Source organism: Streptomyces sp. NPDC057253, from assembly GCF_042669125.1.
GTDB lineage: Bacteria > Actinomycetota > Actinomycetes > Streptomycetales > Streptomycetaceae > Streptomyces.
In genome coordinates this window covers 1-15,861 of sequence record NZ_JBHUXV010000173.1, presented here as the reverse complement: position 1 = coordinate 15,861, position 15,861 = coordinate 1, and the positions used below count along the sequence as shown (strand labels likewise).

The following is a 15,861-nucleotide window of genomic DNA, read 5'->3' as shown; positions in this document are numbered from 1 at the left end:
CAGCAGCTCTCCGGAGCCGTACGTCGACGCGGTGAGCGGGGCGAAGACGCCGGCGGGCAGCCGTTGCAGACCGCTGGCCTCGGCCATCTCGACGACGGCGGTCTCCGCGCGGACCGCGAACGCGGCGGTGATCTCCTGCCCGAGGGGCCCGGCGACCGCCACCTCCCGGCGCTCGAAACCGGCCGCGACCGCGGCGGCGACCGTGCCGTCACCGCCGTCGGCGACAGGCAGCGCCTCGACCTCCAGGTGCGGCACGACCCGGCGCAGCCCCGCCGTCACCCGCTCGGCGACCTGCACGGCCGTCAGCGAGCCCTTGAACTTGTCCGCGGCGATGAGCACGCGCTGTGTCACGTCTTCCCCTTGCTCTCCGGGCCTCGCGCACGTCAAGGCCAGTCGCGCCGCTGCGACCTTAACCGGAGACGGCCCCCGACGTCATGCACCGCCCAGACCCTGAGAAGGCCCTGCGAACCCTCTGTGCGACTCTCCGGAATGGGGTAAACCGGAGCTATGACCCCTGTGGGCACTGAGCCAGAGCTCGCCGACCGCGTCCTCGGGGGCTGGCTGGGCCGGATCGCCGGCAACATGCTCGGCAAGCCGGTCGAGCAGGGCGACCTGTGGACGCGGGACCGGATCGACCGTTATCTGCGGCAGGCCGCCGCCCTGCCCCTGACCGACTACCTGCCCGAGCCCGTCGGCGACAGCGACGGCTTCGAGCTGCGGCCCGAGTGGCGCGAGTGCGTGCGCGGCCGCATCCACGGCAGCTGCCGTGACGACGACGTCGACTACGCCATCCTCGGCCTCGACCTCCTGGAGACCCACGGCTTCGGCTTCAGCACCGAGCAGGTCGGCGATCTGTGGCTGCTGAGGCTGCCGTACCTCCAGACGTTCACCGCCGAGCGGGCTGCCTACCGCAACCTCGCCAACGGGCTGAAACCGCCGCTGACGGCGACGTACGACAACCCGTGCCAGGAGTGGATCGGAGCCCTCATCCGTGCCGACATCTACGGCTGGACCTGCCCCGGCGCCCCACGGCGCGCCGCCGCGCTGGCCCGCCGGGACGCGGTGCTCTCGCACACCGGGAACGGCGTGTACGGGGCGATGTGGGCGGCGGCGCTGATCTCGGCGGCGTTCACGGTGGACACCGTGCGGCAGGCCGTGGACCAGGCGCTCGCCGTGATCCCCGCGAGCAGCCGGCTCGCCCGGACCGTACGGCGGGTGGTGTCCCTCCATGACACCCGGATGACGTGGGAGGACACCCTGACGACGGTCGCGGAGGAGACCGCGGGGCTCGGCTGGATCCACACGATCCCCAACGCGGCCGTCCTGACCGCCGGACTGCTGTACGGCGACGGCGACTTCACCCGCTCCATCACGCTGACGGTCCGGGGCGGCCTGGACACCGACTCCAACGGCGCCACCGCGGGCTCGGTGGCCGGGGTGCTCACCGGTGCGGGGGCGATTCCGGCGCAGTGGACGGAGCCGCTGGAGGACCGGGTGCGCAGCGCGGTGTTCGGGTTCGACGGGGTGCACATCAGCGAACTGGCGGAGCGGACGGTGCGGTTGGTGGGGGCGGAGGGGTGAGGGGGGAGTGAGGGGGGAGTGAGGGGTGAGGGGGGCAGCGTGGCCGAGGGGGCAACGTGGCCGAGGGGTGCGCCTCCGCTGCGCCGCCGGAACCCTCCGTGAGGGCTCGTTACCCTTCGAGGGTGACCATTCAGGACTTCGCCACGTACATCGCCGGCCTCCCCCGGATCCTCGCCGGTGCCGCCGCCCTCTTCCGTGACGCCGAGGGACGGGTGCTGCTCGTCGAGCCCAACTACCGGGAGGGCTGGGCGCTTCCGGGCGGCACGATCGAGTCCGACCAGGGCGAGACCCCGCGCCAGGGTGCGCGCCGCGAGACCGCGGAGGAGATCGGCCTGGACCGCGAGCTCGGGCGCCTGCTGGCGGTGGACTGGGTGCCCGGGACGGCCCGCCCGCCGCTGGTCGCCTACCTCTACGACGGCGGAGTCCTCACGGCCGACGACCTCAAGGCGATCCGCCTCCAGGAGGAGGAGCTGCTGTCCTGGCGCCTCGTCCCGCGCGAGGACCTCCCCGCCCACCTGCCGGGCTCCCTCGGCCGCCGCGTGCTGGCCGCCCTGGACGTCCTGACGCAGGGCTCCGGCACGGCGGAGCTGGAGAACGGCTACCGGGTGGGCTGACCTCCGGAAGGGGCCCGGTGGGCCGGCCCCGACTTCCACGCGCGCGAGGTCGACCGCGGCAGCCATGCGGGCGTCTCCGGCCCCGACGTCCACGCCACGCGCCCGTCGCCGACCCCGACTTCCACGCGCGCGTAGTCGACCCCGGCGGCCACGCGCGCGTCTGCGACCCCGGCGGCCGCGCCCGCGTCCGGGCCCCGTCACTCCACCCCGACCAGCCCCTCCTGACGCTGCTTGCCCAGCACCGTCACTCCCCGAATTCGGGCCCGGACGCTGTGTGTTTCAAAAAAGGTCCGGTCACCACTGCACGTTCGGCGTGCCCCATGCCACTCACGTGTGGAGGCAACGGGCAGACGGCCTCACCCGGCAGCGGCCGGCGGCGGTGCCACCCGGCGGCGCCGCCCGACAGCCGCCTGAAGCCGAGCACGCAGTGAACGGGGGGAGGGAACCGGCCATGGACAGTTCGCCGCGCCAGCACGCCATGAGGTTCGCCGCGGAACTGGCGGCGGATATCGCGTCGAGTACGCCCCGAGCGCCCGGCTCCCTTCCGCGATATCGAGAATTCCAGCGCCTGTTCGAAACCGAACAGTCCGCGTTCCGACACCACCTCCGAACCGATCACCACCGGACCAGAACGCGAACTGACGCACGGTTTACGGAACTTACGGCCGAACGCCGTCATCCGCATCGCACGATGCCCCTTGGTCATGTCACTCCTTTGCATCAGGTGTGCATGACCATTGAGGAGGGATGCACGGTGGGGCGTCGACGGGAACCGAGTGGCGACGACTTCGACAGCTTCTTCCGGCAGGAATACCGGAAGCTGGTCGGGTTTCTTCGATGGATCGGCGCTTCACAGGAGGAAGCGGAGGACTCGGCACAGACCGCAATGCTCAAGGCGCTCGAAAAGTGGGCCGAGATCGAACACCCGCGAGCGTGGGTCCGTACGGCGGCCGAGCGGCACTTCCTGCGCTCCGCGGTCCGGAACCTGGACGCCCCCAGCCGGGCCCTCAGGGGAGGCTGGGGCGTGAGCGAGGAACTGGCCGGCCCCGAATCCCCGTCGCGGGAAGAAGAACAATCCGTCCTCGCTCTCCTGGCGAAACTCGGCTACAAGCAGCGCCAGGTGATGGCCTATTACATCGACGGATTCAGCCCCACCGAAATAGCCGACCTCATCGGTGACAACCCGGCGACGGTCCGTTCCAATCTGCGGTCGGCGAGAATGAATCTCGATCGAATTCTTCAGGAGAGCAACGCTGCGGTCGAAGGACACGGCAGTAAGGAGGAACGATGAGCACCCGGGACGATGACCACATCGCCGCGACGATTCATGATCTCCTTACCTCGATCGGCGCGCACACTCCAGGCTCCGGCCCGGAAGGCAGCGGTGTCGGACCGCGGATCCAGGATTTCCGGGATGCGCTGGACGCGCGGATCGAGGCGGAGATCTCGGACACCGAGGTGGAGCGGAAACTCCTGGAGATCAAGATGGAGGCGGCCCGTCGAGCCGTGCTCCGGGACCACGAGTCGGGCAGTACGGCACTCCAGGAGTTCCTCAACCTGGCGGCGGTGGCGGAGCGCGACGGAGGACGGCCCAAGCGGCGTCCTCCGCGGACTCCGCCGCCCCGGGCCCGTAGAAGGCACTGGTGGTTCGGACTCGGGGCAGGCCTGCTGATCGCGCTGCTCAGCCTGGCGCTCACACCACTGGGGCAGGGACACCTGCCCCAGTGGTGTGACACCTTGCTTCCGAGCATCGCGCTCGGCATGTCCGGCCCCGCCGTGCTGCTCACGGTCATCCACTTCCGAGGGCTGCGCGAACGGCGATCGGAGGACCTCCGGCCCGAGGCACTGATGGCGGACCGCTCCGCACCGCTCGCGGAAGCCTTCAGTCCCGCCCCCCTGCGCAGAGGCCGGCGCGCCCTGGATGTGATCGTCTCCGTTTGCCTGCTGTGGACCTCCATTCCGATACTCGTGGCCGCCACCGCGGGAATCCGGATGACGTCAGCGGGGCCCGCGCTGGTCCGACGCCCGCGGGTGGGGGCCGGCGGACGCCTCTTTCATCTGTACGACTTCAGAACTCAGGACCGCACGGGGAACCGGACGCGGGTCGGTGCGCTTCTTCAGGAATCCGGTCTGGAAGCATTGCCGCGCCTGTGGAACTTGCTCCGTGGCGATGTCACCCTGCTGGGCCCACCAGCCGAGCACCCGGCCATGGCGGAGGCCTATCCGAAGAAGTACCGCTGGATTTTCGCGTGTCGCCCGGGCATTGTCGGACCGCTGTGGAACGAACCTTTCGGCCCCGGTGCGGATCTGCCGGAGGGCTCGGACACCCGGCGCTATTACTTCGACATCGTGGTGCCGCACCGCGTCACCGCGAACAGAGACTTCTACGACGGTCTTTCGGGGCTGATGACCGCGCGCCTCGTGGCCCGGATGCTTTTCAGTTCCCACCCCTTCACCAGTACACCCGACCCGGCCCGGGGTCACCGCCTGGCACATCGGCATCAACTCTGCCTCACGGTGTGGCAATGACCCCGGCCGCGCTCACTGACCGATGGCCGCGAATATCATGAGAAGCATGATCACCACTGCGAGACCCAGGCCACCGGCGACACAGGTGATCACGACAGACCCGGTGGCGGCATAAGCACTGGCCACGCTGACGGTGACCGAACTGAAAGTCGCTCCGACCGATCCAGGGGTAATCATCGAACGTGGAGGGTTCCCGTTCGCTTTCCGGCGGTTGGTGGGCTTTACCATGAAGGCCCTTTCCAGGCTGTGCAGATCGCGGCTCGGGTCCTCGACCGACCCGGGCCGCGAATTTCTTGTTTGTTGCAAGTGAGTGACGTGGGCGCCTCGTTATGTGCAACGCCCGACGGCACCGCGCCGGAACTCGCGAACTTGTTATACAGGGCGCCCGGTCCCCGACCGCGCCCGTTATCCGCTGGCTCTCGCCACACGGCCGACCTACCCTCGGCCCATGACCAAGCCCCTCGTCGCGATCCTCAGCGGCGCCGGTATCTCCACCGACTCCGGGATCCCCGACTACCGCGGTCCGAACGGGCTGTGGCGCAAGGACCCCGAGGCCGAGAAGCTCGTGACGTACGACTACTACATGGGCGACCCGGAGATCCGCCGCCGCTCGTGGCAGATGCGGCGCGCGAGCCAGGCTTTGAACGCCGAGCCGAACGCCGCGCACGTGGCCGTGGCCGAGCTCGAGAAGTCCGGCGTGCCGGTGCGGGTGATCACGCAGAACGTGGACGGACTCCACCAGCTCGCCGGGATGCCCGCCCGCAAGGTCCTCGAACTGCACGGCACCGCACGCCAGGTGGTGTGCACGAAGTGCCACGCGCGCGGGCCGATGGAGGACGCGCTCCGCAGGGTCGAGGCCGGAGAGCCGGACCCGCCGTGTCCGACGTGCGGCGGCATCCTGAAGTCGGCGACCGTGATGTTCGGCGAGCGTCTCGACCCCGTCGTCCTCGGCCAGGCGGCCGCCATCAGCAAGGCCTGCCAGATCTTCGTCGCCGTCGGCACCACGCTCCAGGTCCAGCCGGCGGCGGACCTCGCGGGCGTCGCCGCCGACCACGGCGCCCGACTCGTCATCGTCAACGCGGACCCGACACCGTACGACGACCGCGCCGACGAGGTGATCCGCGAACCGATCGGGACGGCGCTGCCGGAACTCCTGCACAGGATCTCGGCGTTCGGGGGCCCGTGATCGATACGGCCAGGGCGGGTCCCCCGCCCTGTACCGCGAGCACTACCCGATGACACGGAGGACGGAGTCACCGATCGGCCCCAGCCAGGCCGCCAAGGAGGTGAGGGCTCCCGCGAGGGTTCCGCCGGCGGTGACGGCCGCACCGGCGGCGGTCACCAGCCCGGTGATCCGCACCAGACGCTCGGCCATGGTGGGGCGATCCGGCGAAGGGGAGGCCAGTTCGGCGTCGAGGGACTCGACTTCGGTGTTCACCTGATGTGCGACATCGGGCGGGAGGCCGAGGCGGTCGAGTTCCGTACGCAGCACCCCGAGCAGGGCTCGCGGATCCGTGGCCGTCGCGAACTGTCCGTGCTGGCCGCCGTGGATGGTCTGGTCACCGGCGACGTTGTTGATGTTGCCCTGTTGGCTGCCGATATGAAAGCTCACCGGAAGTCCTCTCGCCTGCGTCACTCTCGGTCGGGTCACCAGCGGCGCACGGCTTCGTCGAACGAGCGCCGACGGGAAGCGGCGACGATGTGCATCACCAGCCCGGTCATCATCAGGACCGAGCCGATTCCGGCAGCCACCCAACCGAGAAGGAACACCGGAAAGCCACCGATCTCCGTGCCGAACATGTCTCCCGGACTGGGCCATTCATCGGGATTGTCGGACACCGGCTCCCCGATACGGCCCATGAATCGCAGAATTCCATAAGCGAAGACGGCGAAGCCCGTCAGGAAGAGCGCGAAACCGAACAGAATGACTCTCCGGGCTCGGGTGCGAGCTGCCGCGATCTGCCGGAGAAAGCTCTCCTGTCTTTGGTCGACATACTGGTGACCGCCCACATTGTTGATGTTGGCCCCGTACTGTTGGCCCACGTCGAATCGCGGGGTACTGCCCACCGTCGGCATCCTCACGGTGCCCGGTGCGGCTTCGCGCTCTCGCGCGGCACCGTCGGGCCATTCGTAGCGGATGCTCACGCTTCCCAGGGTGAGCACATCACCGTCGTGCAGGGTCTGCGGGGCGGCGAGCGGACGGTCGTTCACCGACGTGCCGTTGGCGGAGCCGAGGTCTTCCAGGACCACGTGCGCGCCCGAACGGCTCAGGATCGCGTGTCTCCCGCTCACATACGGATCGTCTATCCGAATGTCGCAGCCGGGATCCCTGCCGAGCACCGATCTCGTGGCGGACAGGCGGAGCGGGGATCCGTACAGCTGCGAAGGACGAATGAAAGTGAGCTGGGGATCGGAGCGATCTGAAGAAGTCGCCATGATCCCACCCCCGTGAGGAGTGGACGGAGGATTCGTCTTGTCGATGGCGGTTGATGAATGAACCGCGCATAACGTGCCATTCATTGCCATAATACACCGCTGAGCAGGGAGTGCCGAGCGGACTCGGTGCCTCGGCGCCGGTCAGAACAGCGACGCGCCCCGCTCGAAATCCAGCAACCGCCGCTTCCGCTCCAGCCCCCCGCCGTACCCCGTCAGGCCGCCGTCCGCCCCCACCACCCGGTGGCAGGGGACGATGATGCCGATCGGGTTCTTGCCGTTGGCGAGGCCGACCGCTCGGGAGGCCTTGGGGTTGCCGAGGGTGTCGGCGAGTTCGCCGTAGGTGCGGGTCTCGCCGAGCGGGATGCGCCGGAGTTCTCGCCAGACGGCGGTCTGGAACGCCGTGCCGTGGAACCGCAGTTCGAGGGTGAACTCCTTCAACTCGCCGGCGAAATAAGCCTTCAGCTGTTCCTCGGCCTCCTCGAACGGGCCGTGGTCCGGGGCGCCGAAGGACTCCTCTGGTGGGCGGTGCCGCTGGTCGGTCATGTAGAGGCCGCACAGGACGCCGTCCTCGGCGACGAGGGTGAGCGGGCCGTAGGGGCTGTCGATCACGGTGTGCTGTTTCACGGAACGTCCTTATACGGGAAGGAAGTTGATCGGGTGGCTGTCGGTCGCCCACAGGTACTGGACCGCGTAGGCCCGCCACGGCTGCCAGGCCGCCGCGCGAGCCGTCAGCGCGGCCGGAGTGGCGGGCAGGCCCAACTCCTGGGCGGCGCGGCGGATTCCGAGGTCGGTCGGGAGGAAGGCGTCCGGGTCGCCGAGGGCGCGCATGGCGATGACGTCGACCGTCCAGGGGCCGAAGCCGGGCAGCGAGAGCAGCCGGGCCCGGGTCTCGGTCCAGTCGCATTCGACGCCCAACCGGAGCGTGCCGTCGGCCAGTTGGTTCACCAGGGTGGTGAAGGTGGTGCGGCGCGTGCGGGGCATCGCGAGAGAGGCCGGGTCGAGGGCGGCCAGGGCCTCGGGGGACGGGAAGAGGTGGGTGAGACCGCCCTCCGGGTCGTCCACCGGCTCACCGTGCGCGGCGACCAGACGGCCCGCGTGGGTGCGGGCGGCGGCCGTGGAGACCTGCTGGCCCAGCACGGCTCGCACCGCGAACTCCGCCTCGTCCACCGTGCGCGGCACCCGCCTGCCGGGCGCCTTGTCCACCAGGGGCGCCAGCAGCCGGTCCGTGCGCAGCTGGTCGTCGACGGCCACCGGGTCGGCGTCCAGGTCGAGCATGCGGCGGCAGCGGCTGATGGCCACGGTCAGGTCCCGCAGGTCGCTCAGCAGCAGCCGGCAGGCGATGTGGTCGGGCCGCGGGGTGAGCGCCACCACGCCGTGCCCGTACGGCAGCCGCAGCGTGCGCCGGTACGCGCCGTCCCGCCACTCCTCCACCCCCGGGACCGCGGTGGCCGCGAGGTGGCCGAAGAGGTTGTCGGGGTTGAGCGGGGCGCGGAACGGCAGCCGCAGGCTCAGCACCCCGCGTGTGCCGGGTGCGCCCTGGTCCGGGCCGCCGCCCGGGCTCGTGGTCGCCGCCGCCCGGCGCGGCACCCGGGCGCGCAGGTCGCTCGGGGAGAGCGCGAAGACCTCGCGCACGGTGTCGTTGAAGGTGCGGATCGCGGAGAAGCCGGCCGCGAAGGCGACGTCGGCCATCGGGAGGGCGGTGGTCTCGATGAGGATCCTCGCCGTCTGGGCCCGCTGGGCCCGGGCGAGGGCGAGCGGGCCCGCGCCCAGTTCGGCGAGCAGCTGGCGTTCGATCTGCCGGGTGCTGTAGCCGAGCCGGGCGGCGAGTCCCGGCACGCCCTCGCGGTCGACCACGCCGTCGGCGATGAGCCGCATCGCGCGCGCCACCAGGTCGGCGCGCTGGTTCCACTGCGGGGAACCCGGGCTGGTGTCGGGCCGGCACCGCTTGCAGGCCCGGAAACCCGCCTGCTGGCAGGCCGCCGCGCTCGGGTAGAACGTCATGTTCTCGGGCTTGGGCGGTACGACCGGACAGCTCGGCCGGCAGTAGATGCGGGTCGTCAGGACGGCCGTGAAGAACCATCCGTCGAACCGTGCGTCCTTGGACTGCACGGCACGCACACAGCGCTCGGTCTCGGTGTACATCCCCGTCTGCATACGTCCAGCATCGGCCACCGCCCTGGGCCGGGCTGGCGAGAATCCGACATCAACCTCGCGTGCCCCGGATCCGCCCGGACCGCCAGGCGGACTCGCGCAGCAGCCGCAGCCCGTTCAGACCGACGAGCACGGTCGAGCCCTCGTGCCCGGCGACGCCGAGCGGCAGCGGGAGGTGGCCGAGGAGGTCCCACAGGACGAGTCCGGTGATGAAGGTTCCCGCGACCACCAGGTTCTGGACCACCAGCCGGCGGGCGGTCCGGGACAGTCGTACGACCGCCGGAACGGTCGCGAGCTCGTCGCGCACGACGACCGCGTCCGCCGTCTCCAGGGCCAGGTCGGAGCCCGCGCGGCCCATCGCGATGCCGGAGTGGGCGGCGGCGAGGGCGGGCGCGTCGTTGACGCCGTCGCCGACGAACAGCACCTTGCGCCCGGCGTCCTGAAGCTCCCGTACGGCGTCCACCTTGCCCTCGGGCAGCAGGTCCGCGCGGACGTCCACCAGCCCGGTGGCCTCGGCGACCCGGGCGGCGGCCCGCGCGTTGTCGCCGGTGAGCAGCACGGGGGCGGCGCCGGTCAGGGCGGCGAGCGCGGCGGTCGTGGCGGCGGCGCCGGGCCGCAGCCGGTCGGCGAGAGCGAGGGTGCCGAGCCGCACACCGTCACGGGTCACGAGCACGATGGTGGCACCGCCGTCCCCGGCTCCTACCGCAAGCCCGCCCAACCGTCCGACCCCGATCACCCGGCCCCCCACCACCGCCGTCACCCCACGCCCCGGCATCGACACGAAATCCGTCGCTGCCCCGATCCGCAGCCCCCTCCCCCGCGCCGCCCCCACGATCGCCCGCGCCAGCGGATGCTCGCTGGAGTGCTCCGCCGCGGCGGCCAGGGCGAGGAGTTCGTCCTCGTCGAGGTCCGCCCCCGGCAGCGGTCGTACGGCCGTCACCTCCGGCGCCCCCTCCGTCAGCGTTCCCGTCTTGTCGAGGGCTACGGCGTCCACCTCGCCCAGCCGCTCCATCGCGACCGCCGACTTGACCAGGACCCCGTGCCGGCCGGCGTTGGCTATGGCGGACAGCAGGGGCGGCATCGTCGCGAGGACGACCGCGCACGGCGAGGCGACGATCATGAAGGTCATCGCGCGGAGCAGCGCGTCCGTGAGGTCCGCGCCGAACAGCAGGGGCACGCCGAACACGGCGAGCGTGGCCACCACGATCCCCACGGCGTACCGCTGCTCGACCTTCTCGATGAACAGCTGGGTCGGCGCCTTCGTCCGGGAAGCCTCCTCCACGAGGGTCACGATGCGGGCGACGACCGAGTCCGCCGGGTCGCGCCCGACGCGCACGCGCAGCGCCCCGGTGCCGTTGAGGGTGCCGGCGAAGACCTCGTCGCCGGGGCCCTTGGCGACCGGCAGGGGTTCGCCGGTGATGGTGGCCTGGTCGGCCTCGCTCGCGCCGTCCAGCACCACGCCGTCGGCACCGATGCGCTCGCCGGGACGGACCAACAGGACGTCTCCTACGGCGAGTTCAACCGTGAGGACGGTCTCCTCGCCGTCCCGCGTCACCCGGGTCGCCATCGTGGGGGCGAGGTCGAGCAGACCGCGCACCGAGTCGGCCGTACGGGCGGTGGCCAGCGCCTCCAGGGCGCCGGAGGTGGCGAAGATGACGATCAGCAGGGCCCCGTCCAGGACCTGTCCGATCGCGGCGGCGCCGAGAGCCGCGACGATCATCAGCAGATCGACGTCCAGGGTCCGCTCCCGCAGCGCCCTGAGCCCTTCGAGGGCCGGCTCCCAGCCGCCCGTCGCATAGGCGACGGCGTACAGCGGGCCGTACGCCCACCACGGCACGCCACTGAGGTCCAGCGCGAGGCCGAGCAGGAACGCGACGGTCGACGCGAGCGCCCAGCGGGCCTCGGCCAGGGCCAGGACACGGGTCCGGCGGCGGGACGGCCGGTGGGCGGGCACGGGGGCACGGACAGGGGTGAGAGTCGTGGACACCCGAGCACCATACAGGAACACATGAAGACTCATTCATCTGTTCATGTACGGCGGGTAAGATACCGCCCATGGGTCATGGAGCCGTCACCACCACCGCCGAAGAGCGTGTACGCCTGGACGCGGCCAATGTCGCCAAGGTGGCCACCACGCTCCAGGCCCTCTCCACCCCGTCCCGGCTGCTGATCCTCGCGAGGCTCCGTGAAGGACCGCTGCCCGCCACGGAGTTGGCCGCCGAGGTGGGCATGGAGCAGTCGGCGTGCTCGCACCAGCTGCGGCTGCTGCGCAACCTGGGCCTGGTCGTGGGCGAGCGCCGGGGCCGGTCGGTGGTGTACACGCTGCACGACCACCATGTCGCCGAACTCCTCGACCAGGCCGTGTACCACGTGGAGCATCTGCGGCTGGGGCTCAGCGACCCGACCGACGCGGAAACACAGTGAGGCGCCCCTGAGCGGGACGCCTCACTCCTCGCACGCCGCGTGCATCCTGTCGTGTCAGGTGGTTGCCGTCGGCCGCCGCGAGGTTGCCGTGGCGTGGCTCACATCCGTCAGCGGCCGCAGCCGGTAGGTGTACGAGTAGTCCCGGTCGGCGAACAGCTTGTACTCGTCGTGGGTGTGCGCGCCCCAGCTGTTGTCACCGCCGACACCCATCTGCCGGTGGTTCACCCTGAGGACCACGGCGTCGCGCGGGGTGAGCTGGTAGTCGTGGCGCACCCCGTTGGACAGGTCCTCCGGGGTGAAGTGCGAGGCGTTGACCTCCAGCAGGGGTTCGCCCGAGACGAGCAGCCCCACGCCGTCGCGGCCGGTCAGCGCGGCCCAGCGGACGTCGGTCTTGTTGCCGTTCTCCTGGGGGCGGATGTAGGAGGTCCACTGCTCGGCGACGGTCCCGGACCAAAGACCCACGTCCGTACCGTTGTTGCGGTCCCAGTGGTTCTCCTCGGGCCCGCGTCCGTAGTAGTGCAGCCGGTCGAGCCTGCGCGGCAGGAACAGGATCGTGCCGACCTCCGGGATGTACGGCAGTGAACTCGCCCCCGGGTGCAAGGTGTTGTCCACCTTGATCTCGCCGTTGCCGAAGACGGTGTAGGTCGTGGTGTACGCCGACTCGGTGGTCGTCGGCAGGGTGCCGCTCACCTCGATCTCGACGGCCCGGTCCCCGAGCGCCCGCACGCCCACGTCGGTGACCTTGCGGTCGGCCCCGGCGTCGCGCCAGGTCTGGTTGCGGGTGTGCTGGCCGTTGCCGTGGTCGTTGTCGGTGGGCGCCCGCCAGAAGTTGGGCACGGGGCCGGAGGTGAGCAGCCGGGTGCCATGGGCCCGGTACGACGTGATGGTCCCGGTGCCCTTGTCGACGACGACGGAGAAGTCCTTGCCGTTGACGGTGACTTGGGCCGAGGTGTCCTGGTACGTCAGCGCCGGGACCTTCGCGAGCGGTACCGGTGTCACCGCGGGACTGCCCGCGTCCACGGCGAGCTGCTGCGCGGCCACCTCGAAGCCGGCGCGGGCCCAGGGCGTGGACTCCCTGGTGGTGAAGGAGAGCCGGAGGAAGTACTCGGTGCCGGGCGCGGGGGCGCTCGGGAGCCGGTACGGTACGGTGATGTCCTTGCTCGACAGGGGTGCCACGTTCAGCTGGTCCCGGGTGAGCTTCCCGCGCTGGACCACCTTGCCGTCGGCGGAGAGCGTCCAACTGCCGTCGAGCTCGCGGAGGTTGGTGAATAGGTTCTCGTTGGTGAGGGTCACCGCCGTCCGAGCCGCGGGCCCGTCGGCGGCCCAACTCGCCTGTACGGTCTGGTAGATCCGCTTGACCTCCGCCGCCTTGCCGGTGTGGCCGCGGTCGGCGGTGACGATGCCGTCCGCGACGAAGGCGCCGTCGTTGGGGTTGTCACCCCAGTCGCCGCCGAACGCGAAGAAGGTCTTCTGGGCGGACCGTTTCTCGGTGAGTTTCACGGTCGCCGCGTCGAACCAGAAGCGCACGCCCTCGTCGCCGGGCCCCCGGCTGTCGGAGGCCAGTTCGGCGGCGCTCAGGGCACGGCCGTAGACGCGCGCTTTCCTGATCGTGCCGCTGAACTCCCTTGTGGGGTTGTCGACATCGACGGCCAGCGCGAGCGGCGCGGTGGTGCTGCTGGGCTTCCGGGTGGTGGTCCGGGTGGCCCTGACCTGGCCGTCGACATGGAGGGTCAGGGTGCCCGCGGCCGCGTCGAAGACTCCGGCGACGTGGTGTTCCCGGCCCGTCCAGTCCTCCGGGACCGTCCAGGTGGCGGTGATCCACTGGCCGCCGCCGTAGATGAAGAACTCCAGTGTTCTCCCGGACTGTTTGAGGGAGTACTGGGTGTCGCCCTTGGCGATGACGGGCTGGTGAGAGCCCGTCACCTTCGGGGTGAACCACGCCTCCAGGGTCAGCGAGCCGGTGAGGTCGAGGCGGGGGTCGCGGGCGAAGACCGTGGCGCCGGAAACACCCTTCTCCCGGTCGAACCGGGCGCTCGCGGGCAGGACTTCACCCGTCAGCGCACCCGGGCCGCTCTCGGTGAGCAACTGCCGCACGGGAACGGGCTCGGTGAGGGACTGGTCGACGAAGTCCCAGATCCAGCCGCCCTGGAGGACGGGATAGCGGCGGACGATGTCCCAGTACTTCTTGAAGTTGCCGTTGGAGTTCCCCATCGCGTGGCAGTACTCGATCATCACGTACGGCCGGGTGTCGGCGGTGTCCTTGGCGCGCTGCTCGACCCGTGCGGGGCTCTCGTACATCTCCGAGCGGATGTCGCTGATCGTGGGCCGGTCGTCGCCCTCGTACTGGACGACGCGTGTGCTGTCGTAGGACTTGATCCAGTCGCGCATGGTCACGAAGGTGCTGCCGCCGCCCGCCTCGTTGCCCAGCGACCAGATGACCACCGAGGCGTGGTTCTTGTCGCGGTGGACCATGTTCTGGGCGCGGGCCACACAGGCCCTGCTCCAGTCGGGGTGGTCGCCGGGGTACTCGCCGCGGATGCCGTGGGTCTCCAGGTTGGTCTCGCCGACGAGGTAGAGGCCGTACTCGTCGGCGAGTTCGAGCCACTGCGGGTTGTTGGGGTAGTGCGAGGTGCGCACGGAGTTGATGTTCAGCCGCTTGATGAGCGTGATGTCCTTCACGAGGTCCGCGCGGGTGAGCGCGGTGCCGCGGTCGGGGTGCATCTCGTGGCGGTTGGTGCCGCGGAAGGAGACGGGCTTGCCGTTGATGCGCATCAGCCCGTCCTTGAGCGCGAACTCCCGCAGTCCGACGCGGTGCGAGAGCGTCTCGATCACCTTGCCGGCGGGATCGCGCAGCCGCAGGACGGCGGTGTACAGGTACGGGTGCTCGGCCGACCACAGCTGCGGTGACGGCACGTCTCTCGCCGCCTGTACGGTCGCCTCGGCGCCGGCGTCCAGGGCTACGGCCTGCTGGAGCGGCCGGGACCAGACCGCGTGGCCGCCCCTGTCGTAGAGCTGTGTCTCGACCGTGTAGCGCCCCGCGTTGGCGCCGCCGTAGTCGCGCACGCTCGCGGTGACCGAGAGCTGAGCCGTCGTGCAGTCGTCGCCGAGCGGGGTGTCCAGCTTGAAGTCGCGCAGGTGCACGGCCGGGGTGGAGTAGAGGTAGACCGAGCGGAAGATGCCGCTCAGCCGGATCATGTCCTGGTCCTCCAGCCAGTCGCCGTCGGAGTAGCGGTAGACCTCGACGGCGATCTGGTTGGTGCCGGGCTTCAGGTGCGGGGTGATGTCGTACTCGGCGGCGGTGTAGGAGTCCTCGTGGTAGCCGACGAGTTCGCCGTTGATCCACACGTAGTGCGCCGACTTGACGCCCTCGAAGTGCAGGAAGGTCCGCCGCCCCGACCAGTCCTTCGGGACGGTGAAGGTCCGTCGGTACTGGCCCACGGGGTTGTAGCGGGTGGGCGCGGCGGGCGGCTGGGCCTCCTCGCCCAGGCCGTTGGGGCCCCACCAGGGGTAGGTGATGTTGATGTAGATCGGGAAGTCGTAGCCATGCACCTGCCATGCCGAAGGGACGGGGATGGTGTCCCAGTCCTTGTCGTCGACGTCCGTGCGGTGGAAGTCGGTGTCGCGGTCGGCGGGCCGGTCGGCGTAGGCGAACTTCCACGTGCCGTCGAGGCTCAGACGGTACGGCGAGCGGGTGCGGTCGGCGGCGAGCGCCTGGCCGACGGTGGCGTACGGCATGAGGGTGGAGTGCGGGGGCTCGGTTCCCACCCGGAAGAGGTCGATGGCGCCGTTCCACTCCGGGGAACCGTCCGCCGCGTGGCCGCGGCCGGCCAGGGGGCCGGAGGAGAGGGCGAGGGCGCCCAGGACGGCCGCCCCTCCCTCCAGCAGGCGCCTGCGACTGAGGGGGACGGGCAGGTGCGGGTGGGGCATGAGCGGAACCTTCCTCGGGACGACAGTGCGGTGTACGTACTGAGGGAGCGTCAATTCCTGTGCGCTAATGGTGACTTTGAGGCACAGGATGCGACTCAACCTAGATCCCGAAGAGTTCCTGGGCAATGACTTGGCAATGACTGTGTAGGACTTTGTGAGGTCCTGGGGGCATGACGACATGCGGCACCCCCGCGTGGGT

The 15,861-nt window shown here is 70.4% G+C and carries 14 protein-coding genes; 6 read left to right on the top strand and 8 right to left on the bottom strand.

Annotated features, from left to right (window positions below; all coding sequences use genetic code 11):
• A partial coding sequence (locus ACFULQ_RS44905) for a glycerate kinase (protein ID WP_383556372.1) occupies positions 1-339 on the bottom strand: 339 nt, incomplete at its 3' end.
• Between the two features lie 168 nt (positions 340-507).
• Between ACFULQ_RS44905 and ACFULQ_RS44900 the strand changes: the two genes are divergently transcribed.
• A complete protein-coding gene (locus ACFULQ_RS44900) occupies positions 508-1,581 on the top strand; it encodes an ADP-ribosylglycohydrolase family protein (RefSeq protein ID WP_383556370.1) in 1,074 nt (357 codons plus the stop codon).
• Positions 1,582-1,703: 122 nt separating this feature from the next.
• Positions 1,704-2,195, top strand: a complete 492-nt coding sequence (locus ACFULQ_RS44895; protein ID WP_383556367.1) for an NUDIX domain-containing protein — start codon at positions 1,704-1,706, stop codon at positions 2,193-2,195.
• A gap of 244 nt (positions 2,196-2,439) precedes the next feature.
• Here ACFULQ_RS44895 and ACFULQ_RS44890 read toward each other — a convergent pair whose 3' ends face one another.
• Complete coding sequence (locus ACFULQ_RS44890; RefSeq protein ID WP_383556365.1) at positions 2,440-2,901, bottom strand: hypothetical protein; 462 nt, start codon at positions 2,899-2,901, stop codon at positions 2,440-2,442.
• Positions 2,902-2,925: 24 nt separating this feature from the next.
• Here ACFULQ_RS44890 and ACFULQ_RS44885 point away from each other — a divergent pair, with 24 nt between their 5' ends.
• The 3 genes from ACFULQ_RS44885 (at position 2,926) to ACFULQ_RS44875 (ending at position 5,910) form a co-directional block, all read left to right on the top strand.
• Entirely contained in the window at positions 2,926-3,486 is a 561-nt protein-coding gene (locus ACFULQ_RS44885) for an RNA polymerase sigma factor (protein WP_383556362.1), read from the top strand.
• On the top strand, positions 3,483-4,724 hold the full coding sequence (locus ACFULQ_RS44880) for a sugar transferase (protein ID WP_383556360.1): 1,242 nt from the start codon (positions 3,483-3,485) through the stop codon (positions 4,722-4,724). Before ACFULQ_RS44885 ends, ACFULQ_RS44880 begins: the two co-directional genes overlap by 4 nt.
• A 448-nt stretch (positions 4,725-5,172) precedes the next feature.
• Complete coding sequence (locus ACFULQ_RS44875; protein ID WP_383556358.1) at positions 5,173-5,910, top strand: NAD-dependent deacetylase; 738 nt, start codon at positions 5,173-5,175, stop codon at positions 5,908-5,910.
• 42 nt (positions 5,911-5,952) lie between these two features.
• Here ACFULQ_RS44875 and ACFULQ_RS44870 read toward each other — a convergent pair whose 3' ends face one another.
• From ACFULQ_RS44870 to ACFULQ_RS44850, 5 genes are all read right to left on the bottom strand, one after another.
• Complete coding sequence (locus tag ACFULQ_RS44870) at positions 5,953-6,336, bottom strand: hypothetical protein (protein WP_383556356.1); 384 nt, start codon at positions 6,334-6,336, stop codon at positions 5,953-5,955.
• Between the two features lie 35 nt (positions 6,337-6,371).
• Positions 6,372-7,160, bottom strand: coding sequence for an FHA domain-containing protein (locus ACFULQ_RS44865; RefSeq protein WP_383556353.1), 789 nt, complete (start codon positions 7,158-7,160; stop codon positions 6,372-6,374).
• A gap of 141 nt (positions 7,161-7,301) precedes the next feature.
• Positions 7,302-7,784 (bottom strand): methylated-DNA--[protein]-cysteine S-methyltransferase, encoded by a 483-nt coding sequence (locus ACFULQ_RS44860; protein ID WP_383556350.1) that lies wholly within the window; start codon positions 7,782-7,784, stop codon positions 7,302-7,304.
• A 9-nt stretch (positions 7,785-7,793) separates the two neighbouring features.
• Complete coding sequence (locus tag ACFULQ_RS44855; RefSeq protein ID WP_383556347.1) at positions 7,794-9,314, bottom strand: AlkA N-terminal domain-containing protein; 1,521 nt, start codon at positions 9,312-9,314, stop codon at positions 7,794-7,796.
• A gap of 49 nt (positions 9,315-9,363) precedes the next feature.
• Positions 9,364-11,331 carry a heavy metal translocating P-type ATPase gene (locus ACFULQ_RS44850; protein WP_383556345.1) on the bottom strand — a complete coding sequence of 656 codons (1,968 nt, stop codon included), beginning with the start codon at positions 11,329-11,331 and terminating at the stop codon, positions 9,364-9,366.
• A gap of 35 nt (positions 11,332-11,366) precedes the next feature.
• Between ACFULQ_RS44850 and ACFULQ_RS44845 the strand changes: the two genes are divergently transcribed.
• Complete coding sequence (locus ACFULQ_RS44845; protein WP_383556342.1) at positions 11,367-11,735, top strand: ArsR/SmtB family transcription factor; 369 nt, start codon at positions 11,367-11,369, stop codon at positions 11,733-11,735.
• A 54-nt stretch (positions 11,736-11,789) separates the two neighbouring features.
• On the opposite strand, the gene ACFULQ_RS44840 is transcribed toward ACFULQ_RS44845, so the two are convergent.
• Positions 11,790-15,662 (bottom strand): glycoside hydrolase family 2 TIM barrel-domain containing protein, encoded by a 3,873-nt coding sequence (locus ACFULQ_RS44840; protein ID WP_383556339.1) that lies wholly within the window; start codon positions 15,660-15,662, stop codon positions 11,790-11,792.
• Positions 15,663-15,861 lie beyond the last annotated feature (199 nt).

Excerpts from the sequence above, each read along its gene's own strand:
- ACFULQ_RS44900 (WP_383556370.1), top strand. The coding sequence starts at position 508 with ATGACCCCTGTGGGCACTGAGCCAGAGCTCGCCGACCGCGTCCTCGGG.
- ACFULQ_RS44890 (WP_383556365.1), bottom strand. The coding sequence starts at position 2,901 with ATGACCAAGGGGCATCGTGCGATGCGGATGACGGCGTTCGGCCGTAAG.
- ACFULQ_RS44885 (WP_383556362.1), top strand. The coding sequence starts at position 2,926 with ATGACCATTGAGGAGGGATGCACGGTGGGGCGTCGACGGGAACCGAGT.
- ACFULQ_RS44880 (WP_383556360.1), top strand. The coding sequence starts at position 3,483 with ATGAGCACCCGGGACGATGACCACATCGCCGCGACGATTCATGATCTC.
- ACFULQ_RS44875 (WP_383556358.1), top strand. The coding sequence starts at position 5,173 with ATGACCAAGCCCCTCGTCGCGATCCTCAGCGGCGCCGGTATCTCCACC.
- ACFULQ_RS44865 (WP_383556353.1), bottom strand. The coding sequence starts at position 7,160 with ATGGCGACTTCTTCAGATCGCTCCGATCCCCAGCTCACTTTCATTCGT.
- ACFULQ_RS44855 (WP_383556347.1), bottom strand. The coding sequence starts at position 9,314 with ATGCAGACGGGGATGTACACCGAGACCGAGCGCTGTGTGCGTGCCGTG.
- ACFULQ_RS44850 (WP_383556345.1), bottom strand. The coding sequence starts at position 11,331 with ATGAGTCTTCATGTGTTCCTGTATGGTGCTCGGGTGTCCACGACTCTC.
- ACFULQ_RS44845 (WP_383556342.1), top strand. The coding sequence starts at position 11,367 with ATGGGTCATGGAGCCGTCACCACCACCGCCGAAGAGCGTGTACGCCTG.
- ACFULQ_RS44840 (WP_383556339.1), bottom strand. The coding sequence starts at position 15,662 with ATGCCCCACCCGCACCTGCCCGTCCCCCTCAGTCGCAGGCGCCTGCTG.